A 24,517-nucleotide genomic window follows, 5' to 3' on the forward strand; every position below is an offset into this window, starting at 1 on the left:
TCGCATCACTGATTTATTTCGGAATCCAGATGAATAAAGCGAATTAATCAGACGAGTCGGCGCAGCGGTTCCAGCGACCAGCCGTGCGGCACGCCATGCACGGCGAAGAACCACGCGGCCACCCACGACGCCGCGACCACGATCAGATCGCAATGGCCGCTGCGCCACCAGTTCAGCGAATGCCGGCGCATGATCCAGGGCACGCCGAGCGGGTTCGGCCAGTCCGCGAGCAGATGAATCAGGCCGCCGCACGCGAAGCCGAAGGCCGGCGCGGCCCACAGCTGATGGCCCAGTTCGCGATACGAGCCCACCAGCAGCACGATCCAGCCAATGCCCCAATGCGTGATCGTACGATGCGTACACCACAGTCGGCGCTTTTGGCTCCACCACGCGACTTCGAGCCAGTCCGGCGCGGTGCCGCCCGCGACGCCCGCGACGAAGGCGAGCGCGGCGAAGAGATGCCAGGGACCGTCGGCGCCCATGCGCGTGACGAGGGCGGCGGCGATGACGCCGGCTGCCCATCCGGTAGCGTGATGTGCGGTCCCTGATGCCATGAAGCGGTGTCGTGCAAAGTCGAAAGGGCGCACATCATCGCAGATGTGACCGCTTCGTGACAGGGGGTTGGCGCAGTAAATAATTCATGCGCCGACCGTGACGTTCAACGCATCAGGTCGTGCAGCGCGCGACGTCGAAACGCAGCTTTTCTTCAGGCGGATTGTCGGAGGTCGAGGCGCCGTGCGTGACGCGAATCACCGAGCCATAGTTGTTCGGCGTAAGCGTGACGAAATACGAAGCGTTCGAACGCGAGCCCACCGCGAGTTCGGTGATGTTGCCCGAGCGCGATTCGTGCACGTCCGAGAGACGGTCTTCGAGACAGTTGGCGATCGATGACGGCGAGCGCGCCGACGAAGCGTAGATCATCGTTTCGCCGTTGGAGGCGGTGCTCGAAGGCGACGAGCCGCAGGCTGCGAGCAGGGCGAAAGGCAGGACGGCGGCGAGGCGTTGCGTGAGCGTATTCATGGCGGCGGTACGAATGCAGGTCGGGGTGCAGATCGGAGCGGAGTACAGAGAAGCGCAGTGCGAGACTGCGGAAGCTGCACAAGAGTATACGCACGCGGGATGCGGCGCAGGTCCGCATATCGTAAAAAGATGCAACAGCGAGATGTCACAGCGCCGCGCTCGCGAATCCGTCGCCGAATAAAAAACGCACAAGCGGTTGTGCCGTTTGTGCGTTGGGAGAGAGGCGGGCGACGGGCGGATTGCGCCGGTCGTCCGCGGGTTCGCGCAGGCGCGCGAGCCGACGTGCCTAGAAGCGGTGACGCAGGCCGATCGTCGCGGCGATCTGGTTGTTCGTCGACGACGGCGACAGCGTATTGATCGCCGCCACGTTCTGCAGAGCCTGGCCCGAACCGTTCACGCCGAGCGAACCCGAAGCGTGCTGGTACACGCCCGCGAGGTAGACGTCGGTGCGCTTGCTGAGCGAGTAGTCGGTGCCGACCATGACGGTGTGCCACTTCGGACTCTGGTCGCCGCCGCCGGTGCCCGTGACGGTGCCGTCGGTGAACGTGTACGAACCGACGAGCGCGAGCGCCGGCGTGAGGTGATACGCGCCGTTGAGTTCGTAGTTGTCCATGTGCAGGTTCAGGCCGCTCAGGCCGGCGAGCGTCGTGCCGCCGCTGCCGAGGCTTTGCAGACCGTCGATCTGCGAGTGCGACCACACGAAGCCGACTTGCGCCGGACCGTAGGTATAGTTCGCGCCGACGCCAAAGCTGCGTTGCTGGCGGGCCGAGATGTTCGTGTCGGCCGAGGCGGCGCCGCTCGTGTTGCCGCCCACCGTTCCGGAGTTGTTCAGTTGCAGATAACCGGCCGCGACGTTCAGCGGACCGTTGCTGTACGACGCGCCCGCGCTCCATGCGCGGCTGTTCGCGAAGCCGTCGGCTTCATTCGAGAAGCCGTACATGCCGCCGAACTGGAAGCCCGCGTAGTTCGCGCTCGAGTACTTGACCGCGTTCTTGATCGAGAACGTCTGGGCGAAGTTGTCGTTGTCGAACGGGTGGCCCGCGAGGTTGTTGCCGAAGCCCGCGCCCGCTTCGGAGAGCGGTGCGAGGTACTGGTTCATCGAGTCGTACTGGCGGCCGAGTGTCAGGGCGCCGTACTGGTCGCTCTGCAGACCGACATAGGCCTGACGGTTGAAGATCGTATTCGATTCGCTGAACGAGCCGTTACCGATGTTGAAGCCGCTCTCCAACGTGAAGATGGCCTTCAGACCGCCGCCGAGGTCTTCAGAGCCCTTCAGGCCGAAGTAGTTGTGGGACAGCGCGCCGCTGCCCTGGGCCCACAGGCTGTGGCCGCCGGCGTTGTTCGCGTAGACGATGCCGGCATCGAGAGAACCGTAAAGCGTGACGCTGCTTTGCGCATGCGCGCTCATGGCAAAGGCACCGAGAACGCCAGCGAGGATGAGGGTTTTTTTCATGCTTTTTAACTCCGGACAGTACTTGGGAATCTCACGAATACCGCGTTGCTGCGCTGGCCTTCGTGGTCTGACGATTCGAGGCCCAGTGTATTCTCGTAAATCAGAACATTCTTATCGTTCGAGGCAATAATACATTCTGAAAATTGTAGAATTCGCACTAATTCACGTAAGTCACTGGGTTATAAGCATTTTTTCAATCCGGAAATAGATGCGACAAAATGTGACGACATTAAAATCTGTTGCATTATGGCGACGGGTCGGCAATGTCCGTCCGGCGGGCGTTACAGAAGATGACGAAATATTTGCTGTCGTATTCTGCCGCTTTGTGGAAGGTATTGTTCCAGATTATGTGATCCACGGAGCCACTGTGCGGCGGTACAATTCATTTGCCCCTTGACCAAGGGTGGTCTTTTTTCATCTGTTTTACGCGGCCCTCGGGCCGCGTTTTTTTTGCCCGCTTTCGGGGCATTTTACTTTCTTCTAAATTCTGGAAGAGTCTGTTGCAGAAATAGAAAACGGGAACTTTCCCGGTTATTAATGATTTGATTTTGTCGCGAGTCATTAATCGAGTCTGTTTCGCGCGTCGATTTTATTGTGTCCCCTTCACGAAATGCGTCGGCTGGATTCGGCGCTTCGCGGCCGCATTGGCACTTGCGGGTAAAATCCTGCCCCCAGCCCGATAAAACGGGCCGCCCGCAGAACCGATGGAACCCGCCATGACCGACGCATCAACCGAACTCCCCGACGACGCCTTTGACGACACGACCGCCGACGCGGTTGACGAGATCAAGGAAGCGCGCCTGTGGCACAAGGACGGCTGGATGGCGCGCGTCATCAAGAACGAGGACGACGACGGCTGGGCCGTCGAGATGATCAAGGACGGCGAGCCGGAGCCCGCGCTGGTCGGCCCGTGGACGATGGGGCGCGACAAGAAGAATCCGAAGCCGCTCGACACCTCGGCATTCAATACGCTCGTAAAGACGGCCTCGGAGGTGCTCCGGCGCCACGAGCAGCAGCTGCGCGCGCAGATGCACAAGCGCATCGGCATACGCACCGACGATGGCGATGTCGACGTCACGCTCGACATCGTGCCGGACGAGTACGAGCCCTATGCGACGCTCACGGCCTTCGATGCGTTCGGCGAGCAGATCGCGCAGCTGCGCGTCGCGCCGAACTTCAAGCTCACCAAGGCGCGCGCCGAGTCGTGGGCCGAGGGCGGATTCGGCCGTATCGAGTAAGGCGCGGCGTGTCAGAGGCGGGGGCGGTCATTTGCCGCCGCTTTCCCCCTCGTTCGCAACTAACAGCCAAAACCCCGAGCCTGCCGCATTCAAGCGTCGGGAGGGGCGGCCGCTTAATCCTGCTGGCAGAAAATCGCCGTCAGGAGCGGGCCGGCATGATGGACGATCGCGTGATTGCCGGCCGCGTCGAGCGCTGCCTGCACCTTGGCCTGCGTGGCGACCACGACCGCGCCATAGGCCGAACGGCCGATGGGCTTGCCGTCGCCGGTCTTGAACAGCGGGTCGTCCTGCTGGAAGCCCACGATTGCGAACACGCTGAAGCCATAGGCGGTCAGGTGCTGGCCGTGAGCGGGCCAGAACGCGTTGATCGAGTTGCTTTCCACGCGCATCGGCTTTGCATCGATCAGTTTCTGGTCGATCAGGCCCGAGACGAAATCGTGCGCGGATTCCTGGCATGTGAGCGCGTCGTCGAGGGCCGCGGCGCGGGCCGCCATGGGTGCGAAAGCAAGCGCACTAACGAGAAAGGCGGCAGCGGAGGCCGCAAAAGTCAGACGTTTCATTGGAATTCTGGCAATTAAGCTGCGCCTGCGCGGGCAGGCGCCACCCGATATCCGGTACCGGGCCGGTGCGAGGTCTGAACTCTACGCGGGATCGTTTAATTTTGCTCGCGAGGTCGCCCGGGCTGTGTGCGATGTGCCGCTAAAGGCGCCTCAAGCGGGCGCATTCAGCCAGCTGGCGGGCGCGCTTCCCGCGCCCTTCGACTGTCGGAAAACCTGCAAGTTTTCTGGAAGCCGTATATATTTCCCGGTTATGACTGGAAAAGACCAACCTGCAAAAACGGCACCCCGCGCGGTGCCGTTGCCGCGTACCTGGGACGCGCGCGTCGCGCGCTGGCTCGTCACGCCGCTCGTCCCCACCCGCGTTACCCCGAATCACCTGACCACGCTGCGCCTGCTGATCGGCGTCGCCGGCGCCTTTTATCTGGCGCGCGGTGACTTCCTGCACGTCAATATTGGCGCATTTCTGATCGTTTTGTCGAATTTTGTTGATCACACTGACGGTGAACTCGCGCGCATCAGTGGTAAAACCAGCCGGATCGGCCATTTCTACGATCTCGCTGCCGACGCGCTCACGACCATTCTGCTGTTCTTCGGCATGGGTTACGGCCTCGGCGTGCAGGCGGCAACCGGTGCGAACTGGCATGTGCCGCCGGCCATCCTTGGCGGCGTCGCCGGTATCGCGGTCGCAGTGATCTTTTTCCTGCGCATGCGTATCGAGGAAATGGCCGGCAAGGCCGGCACCCAACAGGCGTTCGTCGGCGGGTTCGAAACGGAAGACGTACTCTATCTGTTGCCGCTCGTCACGCTCACCGGTATCGTGGCGCCGTTCGTCGTGGCCGCGTCCATCGGGGCGCCGTTGTTCGCCATTTACGTGGTGCTCGACTATGTGCGCGTAACGCGTCGCACGCGGCCAGGCAAGGAAACCCGTCAGGTTTGGATCAGCAGATGAGTGTGCAAGCAGAAGAGCAGGTGGTCGCGCCGGGTGTGCGCGACAGTAGCGTGGCGTCGGGCGCGCCGGTGCAGGCAGGCGACGCGGACGCCGCGGTCGGCCGCGCATTGGGCGATCTGAATACGAATCAGTTGCGTAACGAGTACGTCGATCAAGGCTCGTTCCTTTATCTCTCCGACTTCCTGCCCGCGGACGCCACGCAGCGGCTCATCGACGCCGCCAATGCGCTGATGCCCGAGGTCAACCGCAATTTCATCCCCGGCCACAAGGCGGGTGGCAGCGTGAGCCGCCACACCATCGACCGCCTGCAGCCGTGGATCGCCGAGCTGTATCGCTCGCCCAAGCTCATCGCGTGGCTCGAGAAGATCACGGGCGACAAGCTCCAGCTGTCGCCGCAGGACGATCCGCACGCGTACGCGCTGTATTACTACACGCGCGCGGGCGATCACATCGGCTGGCATTACGACACGTCTTATTACGACGGCCGCCGCTATACGGTGCTGCTGGGCGTGATCGACGACTCGTCGTGCATTCTCGACTACGAGCTGCACACGCGCGACGAAAACAAGCCCGACGAGCCCGGCGCGGTGCAGTATCCGCCGGGTGCGCTCATTCTGTTCGACGGCGACAAGCTGCGGCATCGCGTCACGCCCAGCCGCGAAGGCGAGGTGCGTGTTTCGCTCACGCTCGAATACGTGACGAACCCGAACATGCGCCCGTGGCGCCGTTTCATCTCGAACATGAAGGACGCGATCGCGTACTTCGGTTTCCGTCAGGTGTTCCGCAAGGCGCTGCAATCGGCGACCGGCGGCGCGCGCAAGACCGGGGGATCGGTGTGAGCCGGGCTGCCATCCTGCTGCTGTCGATCGGCACGGCGCTCTTTATCGCGCTGCTCGCATGGCAGGGCCTTGGCTCGGTCACGGGCGCGCTCGCGGCTGCCGGCTGGGGCCTCGCACTCGTCGCAGCGTTTCACGTGGTGCCGCTCGCGCTCGACGCGGGCGCCATCGCCGTGCTGTTCAAGAAGGACGAGCGCGTCGACCAGCGTCACGCGCTGCTCGCACGCTGGAGCGGCGAGGCCGTGAACAGCCTGCTGCCGGCCGGCCAGATCGGCGGTCCGGTTGCGATGACGCGCCAGCTCGCGCAGCGCGGCATGCAGATGCGCGACGCGGCGGCGGCCATCACCGTCAGCACCACGCTGCAAGCGGTCGCGCAGATCGTCTTCGCGGTGTTCGGCATCGTGCTCTTTTCCGCTTACGCCACGAACGGCGCGCCGCGCGATCTCGGGATCGCCGCGCTGATCGCCACCTTCGTGCTCGGCGGTCTCATCGCCCTGTTTTATGTCGCGCAGCGGCGCGGTCTGTTCGGCCGTTTGCTGCGCATCGCCTCGAAGCTGTTTGGCAAGCGCGACTGGTCGTCGCTGGCCACGCGCGCCGACGCGATCGACGCCGCCGTGAAGGCGCTCTACGCCGAACGCGGCCGCGCCGCGGCCAGCTTCGCGCTGAGCCTCGCGGGCTGGCTCGTCGGCACCGCGGAAGTGTGGCTCGCGCTGCATTTCCTCGGCCATCCGGTGAGCTGGGTCGACGCGCTGCTGCTCGAAAGCATCGGCCAGGCCATTCGTGGCGCGGCCTTCGCCATCCCGGGCTCGCTCGGTGTGCAGGAGGGCGGCTATCTGCTGCTCGCGCCGCTCGTCGGCCTGCCGCCGGAAGCGGCTCTCGCGCTCTCGCTCGCCAAGCGCGCGCGCGAAATTCTGCTCGGTCTTCCGGGCCTGCTGTATCTGCATTTCAGCGAACGAAGCTGGCAACGCCGGCGCGCCCTGCGCGTGCCCGCTGTCGAAATCGCCGATTGATTTTTTTCTCCCAAGGAACGCATGCGCGCCATCATTCTTGCGGCAGGCCTCGGCCTGCGCCTTCAGCAACGCGCTGGAGAACAGTTTCCGAAATGTCTGCTGCAGTTCGAGGGCGTGTCGCTGCTCGAACGCCATCTGCAGATGCTCGAAGCGGCGGGTGTCACCGAAGTCGTGCTCGCGCTCGGCTTCCAGCCTGAACTGGTCGAAGCGGAACTCAAGCGCATCAACTGGCCGCACAAGGTCGAAGTGGTGATGAACCCGCGCTTCGATCTGGGCAGCGTGCTCACCGTGCATCGCACGGCCGAAGCCATCACGCGCGGCGGCGACGTGCTGCTCATGGACGCCGACGTGCTCTACGACGAACGCGTGTTCGCGCCGCTCGTCGCGGGCGAGGCGCCCACCAACCGTCTGCTGATCGACCGCGACTTCGAAGCCGGCGACGAGCCCGTGAAGCTGTGCCTGCGCGACGGCGTGCCGGTCGAACTGCGCAAACAGCTCGCCGTGGGCCTGCAATACGACACGATCGGCGAATCGGTGGGCTTCTTCCGCCTGAACGAGCCGACCGCGCGCCGCTTTGCGCAGATCGTCGAAGGCTACGTCGATACGGGCCGCGCGAACCTGCCGCACGAAGAAGCGCTGCGCGATCTGCTGCTCGAGCGCGGCGCCGAATTCGACACGGCGGACGTGACCGGCGCGCCGTGGATCGAGATCGACTTCCCGAACGACGTGACGCGCGCAGCGGAAGAAGTGCTGCCGCAACTCGCGCCGATCGTGAGCCGCATGAAGCAGACGGCCGAGTGATCGCGCGCGCGGGCCGCATGCATGCGGCTCGCTCCGTCTCGGCGTCTGAATGGCCGTAAAAAGGCCCTCAAAAAGGCCGTGAAGTTCGCTTCACGGCCTTTTGTGTTTTTCGTGCGGCTTCATCTGTTGCCGACCCACCGCGTTTCGCAACACAGTGCCATAATGGTGCCTTTACGCCATCAGCCGCGCTGATCGTCGTTCCTGCCCATGCCCCTTGCCCTCGGCACTTTCATCGTTCCGCTTATCGTCGCGTGCTCGATGTTCATGGAGAACGTGGACGCGACAGTCATCGTCACCTCGCTGCCCGCGCTGGCCCGCGATCTCGGGCAAGATCCCATCACGCTGAAACTGGCCGTCACGAGCTATGTGATCGGCCTCGGCGTATTCATTCCGATTTGCGGATGGGTGGCCGACCGCTTCGGTTCGCGCAATGTGTTTCGCACGGCCATCGGCATTTTCATGACCGGTTCGCTGCTGTGCGCGGCGTCGCGCTCGCTCGAAATGTTCGTGGCCGCGCGCTTCGTGCAGGGCATCGGCGGCGCGATGATGGTGCCGGTCGGGCGCATCATCATCTTCCGTTCGCTGCCGAAGTCGGACTTCATTCGCGCGGTCAACTATCTCACCGTGCCCGCGTTGCTCGGGCCGGTCGTCGGGCCGCCGCTCGGCGGGTTCATCACCACCTATCTGCACTGGCGGCTGATTTTCTTCGTCAACATTCCGATTGGCGTGTTCGGCATCTGGCTCGCGAACCGGCATATCGCGAACATGCACGAGGAGCATCCGGGGCCGCTTGACTGGCTCGGTTTTCTGCTTTCGGCGGGCGGCGCGTCGCTGTTCATGCTGGGCCTGTCGCTCGTCGGCGGCGAACTTGTTTCGAATACCAAAGCGGTCACGATGTGCGTGGTCGGCGCAATCCTGCTCGCGCTTTACTGGTTCTATGCGCAACGCGCCGAACGTCCCGTGCTCGATCTGAAGTTCCTGCGCATTCCGAGTTTCAACGCGAGCGTGGCGGGCGGTTCGCTGTTTCGCATCGGTCTCGGCGCCGTGCCGTTCCTGTTGCCGCTCACGCTGCAGGAAGGGCTCGGCATGACCGCGTTCGCGTCGGGGGCGATTACCTGCGCGTCGGCGTTCGGCTCGATCTTCATGAAGTCGATCGTCTCGCGCGTGCTCGGGCGCTTCGGTTTCCGTCGCACGCTGATCGTCAACGCGGCGATCGCGGGCGCGGCCATCGCGGTCTGCGGCCTGTTCTCGCCGACGACGCCCGTGTGGTTCATCTGGCTCGTCGTGCTGGCGGGCGGCCTGTTTCCGTCGCTGCAATTCACCGGCCTCAATTCGCTCGCGTACGCGGACATCGAGACCAAAGACATCGGCCGCGCGACCAGCGTGGCGAGCGTGATCCAGCAGGTGTCGCTGGGTCTTGGCGTGACGATCGCCGGCATCGTGTTGCAGATTTCGCATCGCGTGCAAGGCCATCCGACCATCGTCTGGTCTGATTTCTGGCCGGCGTTTTTCGTGGTCGGCCTGTTCTCGGTGGCTTCGATTCCCGTGACGATGCGCCTGCCCGCCAATGCCGGCGACGAGATCGCGCGCGGCAGTCGCGGCAAGGCCTGACGCGGCGTCTTCCATGAATCGGCGCATCAGGGTTATCGGCGGATCGCCGGATCGCAAACGATTTCTGCGCATGCTATAAGCGCTGTAACCGGGTCAAAAGCCCGGTGAAAGGTGGTTGACGTTACGCGATGAACCGAATCATGGAGGTCACTCAATGAAGCTGGTCGATAGAACGAAAATTTCCGCAGCCGCTCTCGCACTCATTTCGCTTTCCGCTTTATCGGCGGGCTTTCTCGAAGCCACGCCCGCATTTGCGAAAGACACGCAGCAACATCCCGCGGTCCTGAACGCGTCGGCGGTGGCCGTCGCCGACAAATACGCGGCCGACGCCGCCGAGCAGATCTTCAAGGCGGGCGGCAACGCGGTCGATGCCGCGGTCGCGATCGCCTTCACGCTCGCCGTCACGTATCCCGAAGCCGGCAATATCGGCGGCGGCGGTTTCATGACGCTGTACGTGAACGGCAAGCCGTATTTCCTCGATTATCGCGAGCGCGCGCCGCTGGCCGCCACGCGGACGATGTATCAGGACGACAAGGGCAACGTGATTCCGGGCAAGAGCCTCTATGGCTACGACGCCGTGGGCGTGCCGGGCACGGTCGAGGGCATGTGGGAAGCGCAGAAGCGCTTCGGCAAGCTGCCCTGGAAGCAGGTGCTGCAACCGGCGATTCAGTACGCGCGCGATGGTTTCGTCGTCGACGAACTGCTGGCGAAGCGTCGCGAGGAGGCGTCGAAGGAATTCGGCGGCAAGACCAATTTCGATCAGTACTTCGGCGACATGAAGGAGGGCGCGACGTTCAAGCAGCCCGATCTCGCCAACGTGCTCACGCGCATCGCCAATCAAGGCGCGAAGGACTTCTACGACGGCAAGACGGCTGACCTGATCGCCGCCTCGATGAAGGGCCACGGTCTCATCACGAAGCGCGATCTGCAGGACTACAAGGCCGTGTGGCGTCAGCCCGTGGAGGCGAAGTGGAACGGCTATGAAGTGATCACCGCGCCGCCGCCGAGTTCGGGAGGCGTGGGCCTCGTCCAGCTGCTCAAGATGAAGGCGATGCTCGCGCCGCAATTCAAGGACGTGACGCTCAACTCGCCGCAATACATTCATCTGATCGCGGAGATCGAGAAGCGGGTGTTCGCGGATCGCGCGCAATATCTCGGCGACCCCGACTTCTACAAGGTGCCGGTCGCGCAACTGACCGACGACGCCTATCTCGCGAAACGCGTGGCCGAAGTGGATCCCGTCAAGCCTTCCGACACGAAGAGCGTGCAGCCGGGGCTCGGCACCTCGATGCCGGAAAAGGCGGAGACGACGCACTTCTCGGTGGTCGACAAGTGGGGCAACGCGGTCTCGAACACCTACACGATCAACGGCTATTTCGGCTCGGGCGTGGTGGTGCCGGGCGCGGGCATCGTGCTCAACGACGAGATGGACGACTTCTCCGCGAAGCCCGGTGTGCCGAACATGTTCGGCGTGGTGGGCAGCGACGCGAACGCGATCGCACCGAAGAAGCGTCCGCTTTCCTCAATGACGCCGACCATCCTCACGAAGGACGGCAAGGTCGCGCTGGTGATCGGCACGCCGGGCGGCTCGCGCATCTTTACGTCGATCTTCCAGGTCATCAACAATCTCTACGACTTCAAGATGCCGTTGAAGGACGCCGTGGGCGCGATGCGTTTCCACCATCAACTGCTGCCGCCGAATACGATTTTCTGGGAGCCGTACCAGCCGATCGACGGCGATCTCGCCAAGCAGGTCGAAGCGAAGGGGTATACGCTGAAGGGCCAGGATTTCAACGGCGATATTCAGGCGATCCGCATCGACGGCGAAACGCCCGAAGCCGCCGCCGATCCGCGCGGCCGTGGCGTGACGCGCGTGATTCCCTGATTTTCCGATTCCTTCATTGTCATCGAATCAATTGGGGATAATTTACCGGATCTATGCGCAGTGAATGGCTGATGAGCAATATTTGCGTGGCATTTTTTCGCATGCGACATCGGCGTCACGGCGCGATTCGGGAAAGCTCGCATGCGATGCACATTTGTCCTCTTTAATGAGGATTCACACCCAATGAGCATCGCGTAGGATGCAATTTCCGGCGGCCTGATGGCTGTCGGCGTGTGTTTTCTTGGGGCGGCTTTGCCGCCCATTTTCTTTTCCGCTCCGGAAGTTTTCTTGAATTCACCGAACACGCTCGATAAGCTGGAGCGCGTACGTGGGCGCCGATCGTTGCGCATGCAACGGCGGCGGCCCGCGGGGCAATCATGAACGTGCACTTTGATCCAACGCTGTCTTCATCCTGTTGCGCATGCATCTGACTCGCCGCGAACTGGTGCTGCTCGCCGACCTCTTCAGGGTGCTGGCGGCGCCTGCGCTCACTGAAGAGGCCCTGCGTGTGGACGTCGCGCCACGCATGCTCGATCTGCTGGATGCGGACGATTTCGCTGAAGCCGCGTGGGAAGGCGAGGCGAGCGACGGCAACATGTGGATCGTGCGTGGCGGAGCGCGCGAGAGCGCGTCCGGGCGCGACCGCGCGATGTTCGATCTGATCCGGCCTGCGTTCGTGGCCGCGCTGGCGCGGGTCGGCAGCGACACGCAAATCGACGCGACGCCTGCCGGCGACGACCCGTTGCAGGCCGACGGCGATCCGATCGCGCGCCTCACGCGCCGCGAACGCGAAGTCGTCGAGCTGGCGGCGGATGGTTTGCTCGACAAGGAAATCGCGCAGCGGCTCGGCATTTCCTATACGACCGTGCGCACGCATCTCGACCGTTCTTTTCACAAACTCGGTATCAGCAACCGCTCGAAGCTCGCGCGGCTGCTGCAAACGTCGCGTCGGTGAGTGGCTTTAAAGCGGGTTTAAAGCGCGATTAATGGCGTAATTCACGGTGCGATTCAAGGCGCGATTCACAGCGCGGCCGACCCGTCGATGTCTTCGCGTGCGGCGTCGATCAGCATGAGCGCGGCGTTCGCGTCGCCGATGCGCTCGACGGCAAGCAGCGCGAAGCGCGCGAGAAACAGCGGCGTCGCGGCCTCGCCCAACGCTGTCATCGTTTTGCACAGACGCGTATAGACCGCGTCGAGTTCGCTATCCGTCATGGCCGTCATGGCGCACTCCAGTTGTTGTTCCATCATCGTGTCTCCGGATTTCGGCATCAGCCGTGCAGTGCGCGATCGATTGCCGCGAGCGCATGTTGCGCGAGTTTGGCGGTTTCGTCGCGGCGCTCGTCGCGCACGCCTTGCCAGCGTCCGAGCACATGGCCGTCGGGGCGCACGAGATAGAGCGCGGTTCGCTCGACGCCGTACATCGGAAAGAGCCGTCCCGTGTGATCCCATGCGCCGCGTCGTGCGGAATCGGCGGGCGCCTCGCGCGTGATCGGGATCAGCGTGAAGGGGATGTCGCGTGCGGCGAACCCGGCTTCGAGTGCGGCGATGTCGGCGGGGATCGCGCTTTCGCTTTCGTTGCTGAACCAGAGCGCCGTGAAGCGCGGCCCGACAAGATCGGTGAGATGCGCGGTGAAATGCGCGCCGTCGCGATCGACAATCGTTAGCGGACATTCGGGCAGCACCGCGCCGGGCGCGGGGCCGCACGCGAACGCATCGGACGCGGCATTGAGCGGCGAATCGGTATAGGCGATCGCCGACGTCTGGCGCGGATTGATCAGCGAGCGCACGCCCGGATGCTTGAGCGCGAGACTCAGCACGGCCTTGCGCATCAGCTCGAACGCGAACGAGGGCGGCGCCATGAATTCCGTGCTTTTGGTGCCATAGCTCAGATTTTCGTGCGCGGCGAACACGCGTTCGTCGGAGTAGCTGTCGAGCAGGCTCGCGTGCGCGCGGCCCTGCGTGACGTAGGCGAGTTTCCACGCGAGATTGTCGGCGTCGTCGATACCCGAATTCGCGCCGCGCACGCCGAAGATCGGCACCAGATGCGCGGCGTCGCCCGCGAACAGCACGCGGCCGTGCCGGTAGCGTTCGAGCGTCAGCGCGTTGGCCTTGTAGATCGTGATCCAAACCGGCGACCACGGCGCGGTTTCGCCCATCATGTCGAGCAGGCTTTGCACGCGCGGCATCACGTTGCCGGGTTTGACGGCTTCGTCGGCGTCCTCGTCGTCGCGCAACTGATAGTCGATGCGCCAGACGTTGTCGGGCTGCTTGTGCACCAGCACCGTCGAGCCCGGATTCGACGCCGGATCGAAGTAGGCGAGCCGCTCGGTCGGGCGCGCGCTGTCGAGCAGAATGTCGACGATCACGTAACGGCCTTCGTAGCTCGTGCCCTGGAGCTTCAGGCCCAGCGCATCGCGCACCGTGCTGCGTCCGCCGTCGGCGGCCACGAGCCAGTCGGTCTGCGCTGCGTAGTCGCCTGCGGGCGTGGAGAGCGCGAGCGTCGCGCCGTGTTCGTCGTGGCGGATCGCCGTGACCCGGGTGCGCCAGCGGATGTCGATCAGGTCGGCGTGCCGCTCGGCCGCGTCGAGCAGAAATTGCTCGATGTGATACTGCGCGAGATTGACCATCGGCGGCAGCTTCTGGTTGTCGTCCTGCGGCATCGTGAAGTGCAGCACTTCGTCGTGGCGATAGAAGCTGCGGCCGCCGGTCCAAGGCAGTCCTTTCGCGAGGAAGCCGTCGAGCGCGCCGAGGCGTTCGATGATTTCGAGGCTGCGGCGCGAAATGCAGATCGCGCGGCTGCCGTAGCAGACTGAGTCGTCGGCTTCGATCAGCACCGAGCGCACGCCGTGTTGCGCGAGGCCCAGCGCGATGGCGAGGCCGACCGGGCCGCCGCCGACGATCGTGACCGCATGGCGTTGCGTTTCGCGGCCGTCGACGCAGTCGGGCAGACGCGCGTCGTAGCGTTTCGCTTCGAACGGATAGGGCTGGAAGGCGGCGTTCATCGCGCGCGCTCCTGCGCGGAAGTGCCGAAAGCGGCGCACGAAAAACAGGCGTGGTGGGGCATGGTGAACTGTCTCCAATCTGGTTTTATTCGCGGATCGCGCCGTTCTGGCAAACGCCGGGGCGAAAGGCCGATCTCGCGTCGATGAAGCCAGTATGGAGCGCGCGCGCCGCGGCGCTGTCCTCATTTTGGGTACAGCACGCAGACATTGCCCGCACGGCGCGAGGCGCGTGTCAGCCGTTGCCGTTGGCGAGACAGAGCGCGAAAAGCTGGCGCTGGCTGGAGATGCCGAGCCGCCGATACGCGCGCTTCTGGTACGTCACGACGCTGCTCGGCTTGACGCCCATGTGGTCGGCGATTTCGGCGGCGCTGTGGCCTTCGAGCACGCCGCGCAGCGCGTCGAGTTCGCGCTTCGAGAGGTCCGGGCAGAGACCGCGCAAGCGCGCGAGCATCAGCGGCGCAATGCCGGGCTGACGCTGGCCGCGCAGTGCGTAGTGATGCTTCGTGGCCTCGCCGATCAGCGGCGCGAGCGACTCCACGAGTTGCACCTCGCCGGGCTGGAAATTGCCGGCGTCGCGCTCGCGATAGAGATTCACGGAGAGCCAGATGTCGGCGGCGGGCTGCAGCAGCAGCGAGAGCCGGTCCGACACGTTGGGCGTGGCGTAGCAGGCCGTGCGATAGCCGTCGTGCTCGATATCGGCGCTGGTCTGCCAGTGCAGCACGAGCGCGTTGCCAGGCGCGCCCGCGTCGTGGTCCGCGACGATGCGCTGGTTGCCGTCGAGCGCGTAGAAGAGGCGCGCGTAGGTGTCGGCGACGTCGCGCAGAAAGCGCCCGCCGCGATGGTCGGCGACCGAGACCGTGCGCGGGCGATTGCCGAATTCGTACGCGAATACCGTGCATTGCGACACCGCAGTGGCCGGTCCGAGCAGATTGAGCACTTCGGCGGCGAGCGCGTTGTCGTCGGCGCCGCCGATCGCGGACACGAGACGGGTGACGCGGGACAGGTCGAACTGACCCGTCTGGCTGGGACGGTCGAGACGCCAGTAGCGCATGTTTCGTAAAGGAAATCGGGAAAAATATCGACGCGGAATCCGGCGGCGCGCGTGTGCCGGGTTTTCGAGCGTAGCACCGAATCGTTCGCCGGCGCATCGGGTGACGCCCTGTACAGGCGAGTCGCCGACTGCTTCCGATCGTCGCCGATCGCCTCAGATCGCTTCGTTGACGCAAAGGGCCGGATCTGCCGTCGCTCAAGCGCCACATTCAGACATCCTGCGCGCGCCTGACCGCGAGCAAGAAAACGCAAGGATGCGGTAATCTCCCACCTTGTGCTGCAAATGCACATGTTTCCTTTCTTCCCCAACGTTCCCGCGCAGGACACCTCGACATGTGGACCCTCCCCACCGCCATCCCGCCCGATTTCGGCACCGGGGCGGTTTTTCTCAGCGTGCTCGTGACGCAGCTCGGCGTGCCGGTTCCGGCCGCGCCCGTGCTCATTCTCGCGGGCACGATGGCGGCGGGCGGTGAGGCGTCGTATCCGAATCTGCTGGTGGCGGCCGTGTTCGCGACCTTGCTGGCCGACTCGCTGTGGTTCATGGCGGGCCGTCTGCGCGGTCGCAAGCTGCTCAACGCGCTGGTGCGTTTTTCGCTGTCGCTCGACACGACGATCCGCGTCGCGCGCAATGTCTTCGAGCGTCACGGCGCGCCCATTCTCACGGTCGCGAAGTTCGTGCCGGGTCTCGGTCTGATGTCCGCGCCGCTGCTCGGCACCACGTCGATGGAGATGCGCATCTTCCTGCTCTGGGACGCGCTGGGCGCGACCTTGTGGGCGGGCGTCTATCTGCTGGGCGGCGCGGCGCTGCACGCCGAAATCGCGCGCTTCGCGGTGTTCGTGCGCGCGAATGGCGGGACGATTTTCGACGTGCTCGCCGTCGCGGGTCTGCTGTTTCTCGCGTGGCGCTGGGTGCGCCGTCTGCAATTCCGGCGCTGGCTCGCCACGCACCGCATTTCGCCCGATCAGCTCGACGAGATGATGAAGTCCGCCGCGCCGCCGATCGTGTTCGACGCGCGGCCGCACAGCGTGCGCGAGAAGGAGGCGTACCGTATTCCGGGCGCGCGTCCGCTCGACCTGGATTCGCACGACGAGATCGCGCCCGAGCTGGTCGCGCGGCCCATCGTGGTCTATTGCGTGTGCCCGAACGAGGCGACTGCGAAGCGCATCGTCAACCAGTTGCGCAGCAAGCACATTCATCACGCGCATGCGCTCAGGGGCGGACTCGATGCATGGGAGCGCCGCGGCTATCCCGTGGAGCCGCTCTCGGCGGAATTCCACCCCGCGTACATGCGCGACGACGACTTCGAACCGGACGGCGAGCAGGAATTCACGGTGCGCGCGAGTCTGTCGAAATGATCGGGACGCGACGGCGGTCGTCGCGGTTTGGAATCATCAACGCCTCGCCGTTGACGCGCGCCTGAAGCCGCACGACTTCACGCGCGCTGCCGACGCGAGCCGCCGCCCATGTTGCGGCCCGCGTCGCGCGCCATCTGTGCATATCCCCACACCGACATCAGCGTGAGCACGCCCGCGCCCAGAAACGCGAGGCGGAAGTCGTCGAGCGAGAACGCGTGGCCGCTCGCCTCGCCGTGGTAGCTCGCCGCCACGCGCAGCGCGAGCGCGCCGAACGCAATGCCCAGTCCGTTGGTCATCTGCGCCGCCGCGCTCCAGAGCGTGCTGGCGGCGCTCATCTGCGGTTGCGCGACGTCGGCATAGGCGAGGGTGGCGAGCGTCGAGAACTGCATCGAGCGCGTCACGCCGTACACGAACACGACGATCAGCACGATGGCGAGCGGCACGCCGGGCGTGAGCAGCCCGCACGCGATCATCGACAGGCCCGCGATCGTCACGTCGACGATCGACACGAGACGGAAGCCCCAGCGTTCGAGAATGCGCGTTGTGAGCGCCTTCATGCCGAGGTTGCCGAGCGCGCTGGCGAGCAGCAGCAAGCCCGACTTGAACGCCGACAAACCGAAGCCGATCTGGAACAGCAGCGGCATCAGATACGGCGCCGCGCCGATGCCGATGCGCGTGACCGAACCGGTCACGACCGTCACCGAAAAGGTCGGGATTTTCAGCGTCGATACGTCGATTAGCGGATGCGCATGGCGCTTCGCGTGAAAGAACGCAATCGCGCCGATCAGCACGCCGGCCACCACCAGCGCCGCCGCGCGCCACGGATTTTCGCCGGGCTGGCTCGCGAGTTCGGCGCCGTAAAGAATGGCCGTGAGCGACGCGCCGCTCAGCACGAGGCCGACGACGTCGAGCGGTTTGCGCTGCTCGCCGCGCAGGTTCGGCACCATCGCCGTGATCGCGACGAGCACCGCGATGCCGAACGGCACATTGAGCAGAAAAATCCAGCGCCACGAGGCATACGTGGTGATGAAGCCGCCGACCGGCGGTCCGATCACGGGCGCGGCGATCGCGGGCCACGTGATGGTGGAGATCGCCTGCATCAGTCGGCTCTTGTCGGTGCTGCGCACGACGATCATGCGTCCGACCGGCACCATCATCGCGCCGCCGATGCCTTGCAGTACGCGCGCCGCGACGAACTCCGGCAGGTTCTGCGCGATCCCGCACAGCACCGAGGCGATCGTGAACGTGAGCACGGCGCCGAAGAACACCGTGCGCGAGCCGCAGCGGTCCGCCACCCAGCCGCTCGCCGGAATGAAGATGGCGAGCGCCAGCATGTACGCGGTCACGCCGAGACTCAGACTGTTCGGGCCGATGCCGAACGAGCGCGCCATCTGCGGCAGCGCCGTGGCGATCACGGTGGTGTCGAGATACTCCATGAAAAACGTGGCGGCGACGATATAGGGCAGCCAGCCGATGAGCGACGAGCGCGTCCGGGGCGTGGGCGTCGTGTTCGTCATCGGCGGATCCCGGCGGGGAAAGTGTGGAAAGCGCTGCGCATGAACGGAAAGGCGAGAGAGTTGCCGATCGGAAACGCACGTTCTCGCTCGATTCGCGCGCGGTTTCCGAAAGGAAAGAAAGCGCAACTGTACAGCGCCGCGGCCGATTCCGCTGGCGCGGCAAATAAGCGATGACGCGCGTACACTCGTTGACCGGTTGTTTCGTCAGTCACTCACTCGTGGAGGATCGGAAATGGAAACCCGTTTTCTGGGCGCATCAGGATTCAAGGTGCCGGTGCTGAGTTTCGGCACGGGCACGTTCGGCGGCAAAGGCGAATTCTTCGAAGCGTGGGGCGCGACCGACGTGGCCGAAGCGCGCCGCCTCATCGACATCTGTCTCGAAGCGGGCGTGAACATGTTCGACAGCGCCGACATCTACTCGAACGGCGCGTCGGAGTCGGTGCTCGGCGAGGCGCTCAAGGGTCGGCGCGACAAGGTCATCATCTCGACCAAGGCGACCTTCCGTTTCGACGATGGCGCCAATAGCGTCGGCTCCTCGCGCATTCATTTGCGGCGCGCCGTCGACGCCGCGCTCAAGCGTCTGCAAACCGATTACATCGACCTGTTCCAGCTGCACGGCTTCGACGCGAAAACGCCCGCCGAAGAGGTGCTCTCGACGCTCGACGAGCTGGTGCGCGCGGGCAAGATTCTCTACACGGGCGTGTCGAACTTCTCGGGCTGGCACCTGATGAAGTCGCTCGCGGTGGCCGACCGCTACGGCTATCCGCGCTATGTCGCCAATCAGACCTATTACTCGCTGATCGGCCGCGACTACGAATGGGAGCTGATGCCGCTCGGGCTCGATCAGGGCGTGGGCGCGGTCGTGTGGAGTCCGCTCGGCTGGGGACGTCTGACCGGCAAGATTCGCCGCGGCCAGCCGCTGCCGCAGACGAGCCGTCTGCACAAGACCGCCGATCAGGGGCCGCCGGTGCCCGACGAGACCCTGTTTCGCGTGCTCGACGCCATCGACGAGATCGCCCAGGAAACCGGCAAGACCGTGCCGCAGATCGCGCTGAACTGGCTATTGCAGCGTCCGACCGTGGCGACCGTGCTGATCGGCGCGCGCGACGAGGCGCAGTTGCGTCAGAACCTCGGTGCGGTCGGCTGGAACCTCACGGCCGAACAGGTCGCGAAGCTCGACGCCGCGAGCAAGGTGCGGCCGGTTTATCCCTACTGGCATCAGGAAGGGTTCGCGGAGCGCAACCCGGCGCCGGTCGAGTGGTGAGCCGCTAGCGCCGATGTCGCCGATGTCGCCGATTTCGCCGATGTCGGGGCGAGCGATGCGCGGCGCTGGCCGCGCAGACTCAGTTCGCGACGGAGGCGCGCAGGATTTCGGCCGCGCCGAGATGGATCGCCAGCGCGAAGAAGTCGCGCTCGGCGATGTTCGCCGAGCGGGCGATGGCGAGCGCGCGGTCGTGGTCCTGCGGATGCAGCAGCAGTTTGACTTCGATCTTCGCGGGCGGCTTGAGGCTGGACTCCATGGCATTGCTCCTTCGGTAACCGGGCGCTTCGCCCGTGTGGGTGCTTGAGCCCATTACCGGCCGCCAGTGCGCGAACGCGCGCGGGCCGTCGTCCGGGGCGAAAGCCTCGGCGGTCGAACGGCGCTTGACGTGGAGTGGGCCTGGAACGCCGCGCGCATCGGATGGACGCGGCGGCGCGATGCGCGTGCCGGTGCTAGCGTGGCGCGCGCAGTCGCCGGGGTACGGCGACGAAATCGACAACGGGGGAGACGCTGAAACGGACTGCGGAACGGCTATCGACACTGCCAACGCAGCTGCGGATGGAACCGGTGTCAGACAAAGACGAGTACGGCAAGGAAGCGAACTGCATAGCTGGCAACCTCCGGAATTATTTTTTTCGTGCGACAGGGCGCCGCATCTGGTACGGGGCAGAGTATAGCCATCTCTTTACCTGGGGTAAACCCCTAGGTGTTACACCCTAGTCAAAAAATTGTTTCAGGATTTGAGGTAATCAAACATTGTGGTGTCCAGACGCCAACGCCGGACGGCGCACTGAGGCGCGGTCCGGCGTTGGCGGGAACAGCGGGGAGACGGGCGGCGCCGGCTCCGAGAGCCGGGCCGCGTCAGACAGGCGGATTTAGCCCGTGGTGTCTTTGCGCAGACGCGAACGCGCCTCGCCGAGCGACTCGAAGCGGCCGTGGGTGTCGTCGAACACCGAAATCGTGCCGTGACCGATGTCGTAGACCCAGCCTTGCAGTTCGAGCTGGCCTTGCGCCACGCGGGCCGCGACGGCCGGGTGCGTGCGCAGATGGGTGAGTTGCAGTCGCACGTTTTCCTCGACCAGCGCCTGCACGACCTGGTTTTCGTCGAGACCGCGCGTCTGCACGACGCTGCGCGCCGCTTCGGCGTTGCGCAGCCAGGCCTGGACGGTCGGCATGCCGGCGGTGGCTTCGGCGCCCTGGGCGAGGCCCTTCATCGCGCCGCAGTCGGTATGGCCGCACAGCACGATCTGGCGCACGTTCAGCGCGAGCACGGCGAATTCCACCACGGCGGACACGCCACCGAGCATTTCGCCGTAGGCCGGAACGATGTTGCCGATGTTGCGGCAGACGAACAGCTCGCCGGGACGCACCTGCGTGATCATTTCCGGCGACACGCGCGAGTCGGCGCAGGTGATGAAGAGCGTGTGCGGCGCCTGGCTGTGCGCGAGGCTGCGGAACAGCTCCTTGTTGCCGGGGAACACGTTATGACTGAACTCGTCCACGCCGTCGAGCAGGTGCAGCAGATCGCAGCCGCACGATTCGGAGTGGTCGTCGTGCGAGTGAGTGTTGTCTGGCATGGGAGTTTCTCTCTTTATCATGAATCGACACAATCGAATGGCAACAGCGGGAGTTTACGCCGAGGCTACGCGTTTCGGATCGGAAACCTGCCGTCCGACCGTGCGTTTTCCCCCGTTTTCTCCATTTCCTGCGTTTCGTTTTCCGTTTCCGATCGGCAACCGGCTGAGCCGGCTACCGCCTGGCGCGGCCTTGTGGGGGCGAACGCGCTTCGGACTGACGCTGGAGATTCGACGCGCATTTTCTCACGCCCCGCGCGCCTGCGTGGCGCTGCGAGCGATCGGTCTTGCGGGTCGGCCCGGCGGCCCGTGTTGCCACTCGACCGGTCAGCGGGTCGGTGAACGCCGGCGCGGTGGCTGTTCGACTAGCCGTCCGACGCTGGCGGGGCAGCATTGTACGCGACCCGGCTGCTTACGAGGATGTAGGTTTGCGAAAGGAGAGTGAAGGGCGGCGGTGCGGGCGCGAGGTGGCGGGGAACTGGGCGTGCCGCAAGTGCGTATCTCGCTCGGCGTGGCCAGGCGGATTTGCCAGCCGTTGAGTCGAGCGGTTCGCGGTGATCGCGCTCGCCCGTTCGCCCGTTCGCCCGTTCGCCCGTTCGCTCGCGCAAGCGAAGGCCGGCATCGTCCGCCGATCCGAACGGCGCGAACCTCAACCTCCGCTCAGGATTCCAGCGCGGCGCGCGTGGCGCGGGGGCGGCGGCTCGGCATGAAGTACCAGACGGCAGCCAGAGCCTGAATGGCGATGAGCGCGCTCCAGACGGCCTGATGAGCGGCGACCGGATAGTGGCCGTCCACGGCGGTCCAGTGTCCGAGCGCGGCGCCGATCGCGATCTGCGTCACGAAGATGCCGACGAAAATCACAAGCGTGAACGTGGTGTTGACGCGCCCGATCATCCGCGAAGGGAAGTATTCGGCGAGCACCGCGTAGGTGAGGATGCCGGTGCCGCCGAGCGCGCCGTAGGCCGCCCAGAGCACGGGCGCGGGCAGCGGCACGCGCGCCGCGAGCAGCGCCTGCACGACAACGAAGAGCAGCATCGTCACGCCAGAAAAGTGCGCGACGCTCACGCCACGCCGTTCGAAGCTGCGCGCCAGCGCGCCGAAACCGATATTGCCGACGATGAACGCCGCGCCCAGCACCGAGATGAGCGACGCGGCGCGGCTCGCCACGTCGGCGGTCCCGGCCGGCACGACATCGCGCAGAAACGCGCCGACCCAGAGCGACTGCATCGCGTAGAACACCGTCTGCGTGAGCGCCGAAAACGACGCTGTCTTCCAGAACGCGTGGCTGCGCAGGATGTGCGCAGTGCCCTTGAACTGTTCGAGCACGCTCGCCTGATGGTGAGTGTCGCGGGTGCGCGGGCCGCCGATCCAGATGATGGCGGCGATGACGGCCGTGAACACGGCGAGCCCGACACTCACCGCGCGCCACGGCGCGAACGCGAGCAGCCAGGAGAGCGGCGCGCCCACCGCGACGCCGCCCAGTCCGCCCACCGCCATCACGAGGCCGTTGACGAGCGTCAGTTGCGCCACGGGGAAATGTTGCGCGGTCGCCTTGAACGCGCCGCCGAGGCAGACCGAAACGCCCACGCCCACGAGCAGCCGCCCGAACATCATCGCGCCCATGCTGTGCGAAAGGCCGAAGACGAGCGCGCCCGTCGCCGCGATCAGCATGACGCAAGCGGTCACGCGGCGCGGGCCGAAGTGGTCGAGCAGCACGCCCGCGGGAATCTGAGCGCCCGCGAAGCCGAGAAAGTACAGGCTCGTGAGCGTGCCGAGATCGGTCGCGGTGAAGCCCATTTCGTGCGTCAGGAACGGTGCGAAGCCCAGGTTGACGCCGCGAAACAGATAGGAAACGAAGTAGCCGAGCGCGAAAACGGCGAAAACGCGCAATCTGAGAGCGGTCATGAGACGGACGGGCGCGTAGACGGGGCGAACGCGGATTGAATGGCTGGGTCACGATTATTGGCGAAAAGCCGGGCGCGAGGCCAGCGAGAGATTTCAGACGCGATTGTGAGTAGAATTTGACGTCATGTCCCGATCGCTCCCTCCCTTGCAGGCCCTGCGCGCGCTAGAAGCGGCGGCGCGGCGGCGCAGTTTCAGCCGCGCCGCGGAAGAGTTGCATTTGACGCACAGCGCCGTGAGTCACCATCTGCGCGGGCTCGAAGCCGAACTCGGCGTCGAGCTGTTCCGGCGCGCCGGCGGCCAGATGATCCCGACCGCCGCAGGCGCGCAACTGGCCGACCGCGTGCGCCGCAGTCTCGACGACCTGCGCGACGCGCTCGATGCCACACGTCCCGGCGTGAGCGGCGTCACGCGCCTCGAACTGAGCGTGATGGCCGATTTCGCATCGGTCTGGCTGATTCCGCGTCTGGGCGACTTCTACGACCGCCATCCCGACGTCGATCTGTCGATGCGCATGCACGCCGACGTCACGCCGCCCGATCCCTATCCGTTCGATATCGGCATCTGGCATCGCCGCGTCGACGAGCCGGGTTTCCAGATCCGCAAGCTGCTCGACGACCAGGTCGTGGCCGTGTGCAGTCCTTCGCTGCTCGCGCGCTACCCCGATTTCCGCATCGAGGATCTGCCGGGCATGCCGCTGCTGCGCTTCGCGCGCCGGTCGTGGCGCGACTTCTTCGAGGCGGCCGGCGTGACGGGCTCGGAACCCGAGCGCGGCCCCGTCTTCGACGACGCGGGTTTGCTGCTGCAAGCCACAGTGGCCGGGCAGGGCGCGGCCACCGCCCGGTTGCAACTCGCGCGCGATTTCATCGAGCGCGGCGAACTGGTGCAACTCGGGCAGGTGCGCATTCCCGCTTCGCTCGACTATTACTTCACCTGGCGCGAAGGCCACCCACGCGACGCCGCGATCCAGCAGTTCTATCGCTGGATCAAGTCGCAGCTCGCGCGCTGAATACGCGGGTTTTCGTCTGCGAATCAATGCGGGTAAAACCTGTGTCGATCGCGTCAACGCCAGGCGAATCCCATACGTTGTTTGCGATTATGGCCGTCAATAGCGTGGCAATAGCGTGGCAATCGGCTGGCACTCGTGTGGAAATGACGAAGCAATGCACGCACCAAAAGCGCACCATGGCGCGCGCCAATGCAGCATCGAATAGTGAGCAATAGCGGGCAATAAAGGTCGAAAAGAAACATGCGTGTGCACGATTCAATGCGCATGCACATTTCAGGCGCATTGTGCGCAATGCTGGTCATGCATGTTTCGCGGGCCGTATTGCCGCGGCATTGAAAACGCGTGAATACGATTGAATGGCATTCCTTTGAATGCGCATTGTCCTGGCGTTGTCCTGACATTCGGGACCGCCTGCCAGAGCGGATTGCAAGGGCATGTCGATTCGTCTGTGGAAATGAAGTCACAGATTAGCCACAGACGGGC

The 24,517-nt window shown here is 64.8% G+C and carries 22 protein-coding genes; 11 read left to right on the top strand and 11 right to left on the bottom strand.

Features of this window, described 5'->3' with window-relative positions; genetic code table 11:
* Nucleotides 1–47 precede the first annotated feature (47 nt).
* The 3 genes from BMY06_RS24990 to BMY06_RS25000 all read right to left on the bottom strand — a co-directional run bounded on the left by BMY06_RS24990 (nucleotide 48) and on the right by BMY06_RS25000 (nucleotide 2,473).
* Nucleotides 48–554: a metal-dependent hydrolase gene (locus tag BMY06_RS24990; RefSeq protein ID WP_074985913.1), complete on the bottom strand. Its 507-nt coding sequence runs from the start codon at nucleotides 552–554 to the stop codon at nucleotides 48–50.
* A gap of 112 nt (nucleotides 555–666) precedes the next feature.
* Nucleotides 667–1,020, bottom strand: coding sequence for a sugar ABC transporter ATPase (locus tag BMY06_RS24995; RefSeq protein ID WP_065065941.1), 354 nt, complete (start codon nucleotides 1,018–1,020; stop codon nucleotides 667–669).
* Nucleotides 1,021–1,306: 286 nt separating this feature from the next.
* The gene (locus BMY06_RS25000) at nucleotides 1,307–2,473 is read right to left on the bottom strand and encodes a porin (protein WP_074985915.1); all 1,167 of its coding nucleotides are present in this window, start codon (nucleotides 2,471–2,473) and stop codon (nucleotides 1,307–1,309) included.
* A 716-nt stretch (nucleotides 2,474–3,189) separates the two neighbouring features.
* Between BMY06_RS25000 and BMY06_RS25005 the strand changes: the two genes are divergently transcribed.
* On the top strand, nucleotides 3,190–3,711 hold the full coding sequence (locus BMY06_RS25005) for a hypothetical protein (RefSeq protein WP_074985916.1): 522 nt from the start codon (nucleotides 3,190–3,192) through the stop codon (nucleotides 3,709–3,711).
* 113 nt (nucleotides 3,712–3,824) lie between these two features.
* On the opposite strand, the gene BMY06_RS25010 is transcribed toward BMY06_RS25005, so the two are convergent.
* Nucleotides 3,825–4,205 carry a hypothetical protein gene (locus BMY06_RS25010; RefSeq protein WP_231957818.1) on the bottom strand — a complete coding sequence of 127 codons (381 nt, stop codon included), beginning with the start codon at nucleotides 4,203–4,205 and terminating at the stop codon, nucleotides 3,825–3,827.
* Between the two features lie 316 nt (nucleotides 4,206–4,521).
* On the opposite strand from BMY06_RS25010, the gene BMY06_RS25015 reads away from it, so the two are divergent.
* The 7 genes from BMY06_RS25015 to BMY06_RS25045 all read left to right on the top strand — a co-directional run bounded on the left by BMY06_RS25015 (nucleotide 4,522) and on the right by BMY06_RS25045 (nucleotide 12,318).
* The gene (locus BMY06_RS25015) at nucleotides 4,522–5,220 is read left to right on the top strand and encodes a CDP-alcohol phosphatidyltransferase family protein (RefSeq protein ID WP_074985918.1); all 699 of its coding nucleotides are present in this window, start codon (nucleotides 4,522–4,524) and stop codon (nucleotides 5,218–5,220) included.
* A complete protein-coding gene (locus tag BMY06_RS25020) occupies nucleotides 5,217–6,059 on the top strand; it encodes a 2OG-Fe(II) oxygenase (RefSeq protein ID WP_074985920.1) in 843 nt (280 codons plus the stop codon). Before BMY06_RS25015 ends, BMY06_RS25020 begins: the two co-directional genes overlap by 4 nt.
* Nucleotides 6,056–7,066, top strand: coding sequence for a flippase-like domain-containing protein (locus tag BMY06_RS25025; RefSeq protein WP_065065937.1), 1,011 nt, complete (start codon nucleotides 6,056–6,058; stop codon nucleotides 7,064–7,066). The genes BMY06_RS25020 and BMY06_RS25025 overlap by 4 nt, the downstream gene beginning before the upstream one ends.
* Before the next feature lie 21 nt (nucleotides 7,067–7,087).
* Nucleotides 7,088–7,867 carry a phosphocholine cytidylyltransferase family protein gene (locus BMY06_RS25030; RefSeq protein WP_065065936.1) on the top strand — a complete coding sequence of 260 codons (780 nt, stop codon included), beginning with the start codon at nucleotides 7,088–7,090 and terminating at the stop codon, nucleotides 7,865–7,867.
* 207 nt (nucleotides 7,868–8,074) lie between these two features.
* A complete protein-coding gene (locus BMY06_RS25035; protein ID WP_074985921.1) occupies nucleotides 8,075–9,478 on the top strand; it encodes an MFS transporter in 1,404 nt (467 codons plus the stop codon).
* A gap of 154 nt (nucleotides 9,479–9,632) precedes the next feature.
* Nucleotides 9,633–11,363 carry a gamma-glutamyltransferase gene (gene ggt / locus BMY06_RS25040; RefSeq protein WP_074985923.1) on the top strand — a complete coding sequence of 577 codons (1,731 nt, stop codon included), beginning with the start codon at nucleotides 9,633–9,635 and terminating at the stop codon, nucleotides 11,361–11,363.
* A gap of 421 nt (nucleotides 11,364–11,784) precedes the next feature.
* Nucleotides 11,785–12,318, top strand: a complete 534-nt coding sequence (locus BMY06_RS25045; RefSeq protein WP_074985925.1) for a helix-turn-helix transcriptional regulator — start codon at nucleotides 11,785–11,787, stop codon at nucleotides 12,316–12,318.
* A gap of 65 nt (nucleotides 12,319–12,383) precedes the next feature.
* On the opposite strand, the gene BMY06_RS25050 is transcribed toward BMY06_RS25045, so the two are convergent.
* The 3 genes from BMY06_RS25050 to BMY06_RS25060 all read right to left on the bottom strand — a co-directional run bounded on the left by BMY06_RS25050 (nucleotide 12,384) and on the right by BMY06_RS25060 (nucleotide 15,416).
* A complete protein-coding gene (locus BMY06_RS25050) occupies nucleotides 12,384–12,611 on the bottom strand; it encodes a hypothetical protein (RefSeq protein ID WP_390971356.1) in 228 nt (75 codons plus the stop codon).
* Nucleotides 12,612–12,631: 20 nt separating this feature from the next.
* Nucleotides 12,632–14,365: an FAD-dependent oxidoreductase gene (locus tag BMY06_RS25055; protein WP_065065932.1), complete on the bottom strand. Its 1,734-nt coding sequence runs from the start codon at nucleotides 14,363–14,365 to the stop codon at nucleotides 12,632–12,634.
* A gap of 232 nt (nucleotides 14,366–14,597) precedes the next feature.
* On the bottom strand, nucleotides 14,598–15,416 hold the full coding sequence (locus BMY06_RS25060; RefSeq protein WP_074985927.1) for a helix-turn-helix transcriptional regulator: 819 nt from the start codon (nucleotides 15,414–15,416) through the stop codon (nucleotides 14,598–14,600).
* 332 nt (nucleotides 15,417–15,748) lie between these two features.
* Between BMY06_RS25060 and BMY06_RS25065 the strand changes: the two genes are divergently transcribed.
* Nucleotides 15,749–16,771 carry a VTT domain-containing protein gene (locus tag BMY06_RS25065; RefSeq protein ID WP_065065930.1) on the top strand — a complete coding sequence of 341 codons (1,023 nt, stop codon included), beginning with the start codon at nucleotides 15,749–15,751 and terminating at the stop codon, nucleotides 16,769–16,771.
* A gap of 77 nt (nucleotides 16,772–16,848) precedes the next feature.
* On the opposite strand, the gene BMY06_RS25070 is transcribed toward BMY06_RS25065, so the two are convergent.
* Nucleotides 16,849–18,288: a DHA2 family efflux MFS transporter permease subunit gene (locus tag BMY06_RS25070; RefSeq protein WP_074985929.1), complete on the bottom strand. Its 1,440-nt coding sequence runs from the start codon at nucleotides 18,286–18,288 to the stop codon at nucleotides 16,849–16,851.
* Nucleotides 18,289–18,520: 232 nt separating this feature from the next.
* Between BMY06_RS25070 and BMY06_RS25075 the strand changes: the two genes are divergently transcribed.
* Nucleotides 18,521–19,552: an aldo/keto reductase gene (locus BMY06_RS25075; protein ID WP_065065928.1), complete on the top strand. Its 1,032-nt coding sequence runs from the start codon at nucleotides 18,521–18,523 to the stop codon at nucleotides 19,550–19,552.
* 79 nt (nucleotides 19,553–19,631) lie between these two features.
* Here BMY06_RS25075 and BMY06_RS39710 read toward each other — a convergent pair whose 3' ends face one another.
* The 3 genes from BMY06_RS39710 to BMY06_RS25085 form a co-directional block, all read right to left on the bottom strand.
* On the bottom strand, nucleotides 19,632–19,808 hold the full coding sequence (locus BMY06_RS39710; RefSeq protein ID WP_156773948.1) for a hypothetical protein: 177 nt from the start codon (nucleotides 19,806–19,808) through the stop codon (nucleotides 19,632–19,634).
* A 616-nt stretch (nucleotides 19,809–20,424) separates the two neighbouring features.
* On the bottom strand, nucleotides 20,425–21,126 hold the full coding sequence (locus BMY06_RS25080) for a carbonic anhydrase (protein ID WP_065065926.1): 702 nt from the start codon (nucleotides 21,124–21,126) through the stop codon (nucleotides 20,425–20,427).
* Nucleotides 21,127–21,783: 657 nt separating this feature from the next.
* On the bottom strand, nucleotides 21,784–23,028 hold the full coding sequence (locus tag BMY06_RS25085) for an MFS transporter (RefSeq protein ID WP_074985930.1): 1,245 nt from the start codon (nucleotides 23,026–23,028) through the stop codon (nucleotides 21,784–21,786).
* 124 nt (nucleotides 23,029–23,152) lie between these two features.
* On the opposite strand from BMY06_RS25085, the gene BMY06_RS25090 reads away from it, so the two are divergent.
* A complete protein-coding gene (locus BMY06_RS25090) occupies nucleotides 23,153–24,034 on the top strand; it encodes a LysR substrate-binding domain-containing protein (RefSeq protein ID WP_065065924.1) in 882 nt (293 codons plus the stop codon).
* The last annotated feature ends 483 nt before the right edge of the window (nucleotides 24,035–24,517 follow it).

It is taken from the genome of Paraburkholderia tropica (genome assembly GCF_900109265.1).
Taxonomy (GTDB): domain Bacteria; phylum Pseudomonadota; class Gammaproteobacteria; order Burkholderiales; family Burkholderiaceae; genus Paraburkholderia; species Paraburkholderia tropica.

What these genes read in the sequence shown, in the direction of transcription:
- BMY06_RS25045 (WP_074985925.1), top strand. Translation starts at nt 11,785, where the DNA reads ATGCATCTGACTCGCCGCGAACTGGTGCTGCTCGCCGACCTCTTCAGG.
- BMY06_RS24995 (WP_065065941.1), bottom strand. Translation starts at nt 1,020, where the DNA reads ATGAATACGCTCACGCAACGCCTCGCCGCCGTCCTGCCTTTCGCCCTG.
- BMY06_RS25075 (WP_065065928.1), top strand. Translation starts at nt 18,521, where the DNA reads ATGGAAACCCGTTTTCTGGGCGCATCAGGATTCAAGGTGCCGGTGCTG.
- BMY06_RS25015 (WP_074985918.1), top strand. Translation starts at nt 4,522, where the DNA reads ATGACTGGAAAAGACCAACCTGCAAAAACGGCACCCCGCGCGGTGCCG.
- ggt (WP_074985923.1), top strand. Translation starts at nt 9,633, where the DNA reads ATGAAGCTGGTCGATAGAACGAAAATTTCCGCAGCCGCTCTCGCACTC.
- BMY06_RS25050 (WP_390971356.1), bottom strand. Translation starts at nt 12,611, where the DNA reads ATGATGGAACAACAACTGGAGTGCGCCATGACGGCCATGACGGATAGC.
- BMY06_RS25060 (WP_074985927.1), bottom strand. Translation starts at nt 15,416, where the DNA reads ATGCGCTACTGGCGTCTCGACCGTCCCAGCCAGACGGGTCAGTTCGAC.
- BMY06_RS24990 (WP_074985913.1), bottom strand. Translation starts at nt 554, where the DNA reads ATGGCATCAGGGACCGCACATCACGCTACCGGATGGGCAGCCGGCGTC.
- BMY06_RS25065 (WP_065065930.1), top strand. Translation starts at nt 15,749, where the DNA reads ATGTGGACCCTCCCCACCGCCATCCCGCCCGATTTCGGCACCGGGGCG.
- BMY06_RS25055 (WP_065065932.1), bottom strand. Translation starts at nt 14,365, where the DNA reads ATGAACGCCGCCTTCCAGCCCTATCCGTTCGAAGCGAAACGCTACGAC.
- BMY06_RS25080 (WP_065065926.1), bottom strand. Translation starts at nt 21,126, where the DNA reads ATGCCAGACAACACTCACTCGCACGACGACCACTCCGAATCGTGCGGC.
- BMY06_RS25000 (WP_074985915.1), bottom strand. Translation starts at nt 2,473, where the DNA reads ATGAAAAAAACCCTCATCCTCGCTGGCGTTCTCGGTGCCTTTGCCATG.
- BMY06_RS25090 (WP_065065924.1), top strand. Translation starts at nt 23,153, where the DNA reads ATGTCCCGATCGCTCCCTCCCTTGCAGGCCCTGCGCGCGCTAGAAGCG.
- BMY06_RS25035 (WP_074985921.1), top strand. Translation starts at nt 8,075, where the DNA reads ATGCCCCTTGCCCTCGGCACTTTCATCGTTCCGCTTATCGTCGCGTGC.
- BMY06_RS25005 (WP_074985916.1), top strand. Translation starts at nt 3,190, where the DNA reads ATGACCGACGCATCAACCGAACTCCCCGACGACGCCTTTGACGACACG.
- BMY06_RS25085 (WP_074985930.1), bottom strand. Translation starts at nt 23,028, where the DNA reads ATGACCGCTCTCAGATTGCGCGTTTTCGCCGTTTTCGCGCTCGGCTAC.
- BMY06_RS25030 (WP_065065936.1), top strand. Translation starts at nt 7,088, where the DNA reads ATGCGCGCCATCATTCTTGCGGCAGGCCTCGGCCTGCGCCTTCAGCAA.
- BMY06_RS25010 (WP_231957818.1), bottom strand. Translation starts at nt 4,205, where the DNA reads ATGGCGGCCCGCGCCGCGGCCCTCGACGACGCGCTCACATGCCAGGAA.
- BMY06_RS25070 (WP_074985929.1), bottom strand. Translation starts at nt 18,288, where the DNA reads ATGACGAACACGACGCCCACGCCCCGGACGCGCTCGTCGCTCATCGGC.
- BMY06_RS39710 (WP_156773948.1), bottom strand. Translation starts at nt 19,808, where the DNA reads ATGGAGTCCAGCCTCAAGCCGCCCGCGAAGATCGAAGTCAAACTGCTG.
- BMY06_RS25020 (WP_074985920.1), top strand. Translation starts at nt 5,217, where the DNA reads ATGAGTGTGCAAGCAGAAGAGCAGGTGGTCGCGCCGGGTGTGCGCGAC.